Source organism: Poseidonibacter ostreae, from assembly GCF_009208075.1.
GTDB lineage: Bacteria > Campylobacterota > Campylobacteria > Campylobacterales > Arcobacteraceae > Poseidonibacter > Poseidonibacter ostreae.
Genome location: NZ_WFKJ01000096.1, coordinates 1 through 1,791 on the forward strand (window position 1 = coordinate 1; position 1,791 = coordinate 1,791).

Sequence of the window (1,791 nt, forward strand, 5' to 3'; positions counted from 1 at the left end):
GACTCCCCAGGTTCTGGAACTTACTAATTTTAACTAATCTTTGAGTATCTTATTTACAGTTATCTAATTATCTAGTAATTCTTTTGTTTCTAAAATTATTTTAAATAAATTTTTAAATCATCACAAATTTTTGTATTAATCCATTTTGGCTCTAAAACTTTCATGTATGGTAACCAATATTTTATTATAGGAATAATCTCCATTTCATGTGTGACTTTTACTATGATATCAACTGAACCATCTTCATAAATAGATTCAATAACTTGAGTAGGAGCTATTGTTTTTCTTTGAATATATTTTGAAATTACATTTGATACATTGATTTTTACTTCAAAAGGTTCAGTGTTTTGTTGAAACCAAATTGAAATAGAATTATTTAAAAGCTCTTCTAATTTTGAATCAACTTCAAATTGACTTTGAGTAGTTTTTATATTAAATATATTTTTTAAATAGTATTTTTTTAATCTATCTTTATCATTTATATCTAATGCTATTAAATACCAATAGCCTTCATAATTTGCAATTTTTAAAGGCTTGATTTTAATTGGATATGTTTCATTCTCTTTTAGTTTATAATTACATTTGACAATAAAGTTTGAATTTACTGCTCTTTCTAATTCTTGAATAGAAATAAGTTTATCACTTATATCCTCCATATTAAGTTTTGCATATATTGGATTTAATTCATCATTTTTAATTTTAGATAATAAAGTCTTTGCTTTAGAAGAGAATTTACTTCCAACACCATCTACCAGTTTTTCCATAATATCAAGAACGACTTGATCTTCTATAGAGGATATTTTCTCTATTTTAAACCCTTCTTGCATCTTCCAAAGTCTATTTTCTTGATAAATAGGAAAGGATATTAATCTATCATTAAAATCTCTTTGTATTGTTCTTGTGGATACATTAAACTCTTCAGCCAATTCTTTAACTGATAATTCTTCACCGTTGTAAAGTTTTGTTAAAATAGTAACTAGTCTTGTTAGCGCTTTATCATAATCGTGTTTATATGCCATAATCTTTTCTTTATATATTATCATAACAGTTATATGTAAATAGATAATTCTTACTCTATTAATATAAATTGTTAGAAACTATATTATTATTTTCCTAACACTTGTGTTATTTTAAACTTCAAATAGTTATTTAAAATAGCTTCTAACTATTACATCATAATCATATTTTGCTGTTCTAATATCATCTAAAAACATTCTCATTTGTTGCCCTTAATACTTAAATCTTCAATTTTGATAGATTCTAAAATCTAATTTATGTTTAATTGTTTTTTCATATATTGATACTCTTTTGCTATACTTAAAATAGTTATCAAGTCTTTCTTTTTCTTTTTTTGTTAATTTCTTGATTTTTTTAGAGATTCTAGGATAACTTGAAGATATTTGTTTTCTTTTTCCAAATAGTTTATTAATCTCTTTTTTATGAGGAAAATCGTTATATCTAATACATTCTATTTCTAAGTAGTTTTTCCCATATGGAATTATATTAACATTACAATTATTTGTATGAAATGAATACTCATAATCATCTTCTTTCCACTCTTTTCTTCTTTTTAAATAAACTGTAGAACAATCGCTTTGATTACAGTTACATTTTCCTGCAATAAAAAATTCATTTTCTAGTTTTTTAAAATACTTAGGTTTATCATTAGAAAGTTTTATTGTTCTTTTTAAAAACTCTAAAAGAATTGGTGTATCATTTAGTAAATACATTTAAGCTTCTTTTACTCAAAACTATTTAGTTCTATTTCACCACTAATAAGTTTTTTACAAC

General features: G+C 23.3%; 2 protein-coding genes. Both read right to left on the bottom strand.

Annotated elements, in window-relative coordinates; all coding sequences use genetic code 11:
* Positions 1-95 precede the first annotated feature (95 nt).
* Entirely contained in the window at positions 96-1,019 is a 924-nt protein-coding gene (locus GBG18_RS14915; RefSeq protein WP_152192356.1) for a helix-turn-helix transcriptional regulator, read from the bottom strand.
* Positions 1,020-1,244: 225 nt separating this feature from the next.
* Positions 1,245-1,730 (bottom strand): hypothetical protein, encoded by a 486-nt coding sequence (locus GBG18_RS14920; protein WP_152192357.1) that lies wholly within the window; start codon positions 1,728-1,730, stop codon positions 1,245-1,247.
* Between the last annotated feature and the right edge of the window lie 61 nt (positions 1,731-1,791).

What these genes read in the sequence shown, in the direction of transcription:
- GBG18_RS14915 (WP_152192356.1), bottom strand. Translation starts at nt 1,019, where the DNA reads ATGGCATATAAACACGATTATGATAAAGCGCTAACAAGACTAGTTACT.
- GBG18_RS14920 (WP_152192357.1), bottom strand. Translation starts at nt 1,730, where the DNA reads ATGTATTTACTAAATGATACACCAATTCTTTTAGAGTTTTTAAAAAGA.